Genomic DNA, 909 nt, shown 5'->3' with positions numbered 1-909 from the left:
GCAACCTTTGCCATTATCATCACTGGTGTGATGGTTGGCTCTGTACTCGCCGCATTTAACTGGGGCGTCGCTTTTCTGGGCAGTCTGACCGTATTGATGCTGCTGCTCATTATCGGGAAACGCAGCCACTTTAACCCTTCTAATTTTGTACTCTCGGGTATTGCCCTTAGCGCCCTATTACAAGCTCTCGTGCAGTTTGCGTTGGCGCAAGGCTCTGGGGAAAGTTACAAAATTTTGCTCTGGCTCACGGGCTCAACGTATCGCGTCACCAGCACAAGTGCATTGATGTTGCTTATCGCCGTGTTGGTGCTTTTAGCGATTGTGTTTGCGTTGTCACGTTGGCTAACACTGATTTCTATTGGTCGAGCGTTTTCTAACGCGCGCGGGCTGAATCCATCATCTGCGAACACGATTTTGCTTGTTATCGTTGCTCTGCTGTGTGCCTTTTCAACGGCGACGGTCGGCCCCGTTTCCTTTGTTGGTTTGGTCGCACCACACATGGCGATGATGCTAGGAGCAAGAAAGGTCAAAGAACAATTATTCATTGGCAGTTTGATTGGTGCAACGCTTATGGTTTGGGCGGATTGGTTAGGGCAAATCGCCATTTACCCGAGCCAAATTGCAGCAGGTACGTTAGTCGCGATTATCGGTAGTACCTACTTCTTGTTCCTGATGCTCAAAAGCAAGTTCCGATAGCTTGGCGTAAAGATAAGCGAAAAAAGAAACCCGCTCTTTGGGAGTTTACTCCGAAGCAGCGGGTTTCTTTTTAATGCGAGTTAGTTGAATGCAGCGTCGTTCGATTCATCATTCGAAGCAGGAAAACGCTGCTCGTAAAGCTCCATAAAGTCCTGACGAATCAAATGCTCTAAATGGTTTGCCTTATCTGTTGGGCAGAAGATCATCACATGC

The 909-nt window shown here is 48.1% G+C and carries 1 protein-coding gene and 1 pseudogene; one reads left to right on the top strand and one right to left on the bottom strand.

Features of this window, described 5'->3' with window-relative positions; genetic code table 11:
• On the top strand, nt 1-696 hold a 696-nt coding region (locus tag R8O11_RS25970; protein ID WP_318194707.1), incomplete at its 5' end, for an iron chelate uptake ABC transporter family permease subunit.
• 80 nt (nt 697-776) lie between these two features.
• Here R8O11_RS25970 and R8O11_RS25965 read toward each other — a convergent pair.
• Nucleotides 777-909: pseudogene (locus R8O11_RS25965) on the bottom strand (mechanosensitive ion channel family protein); the annotation flags it as partial.

Source organism: Vibrio sp. 1288, from assembly GCF_033344475.1.
The sequence above is the reverse complement of the archived record's forward strand: the minus strand, read 5'-3'. Positions and strand labels throughout refer to the sequence as shown.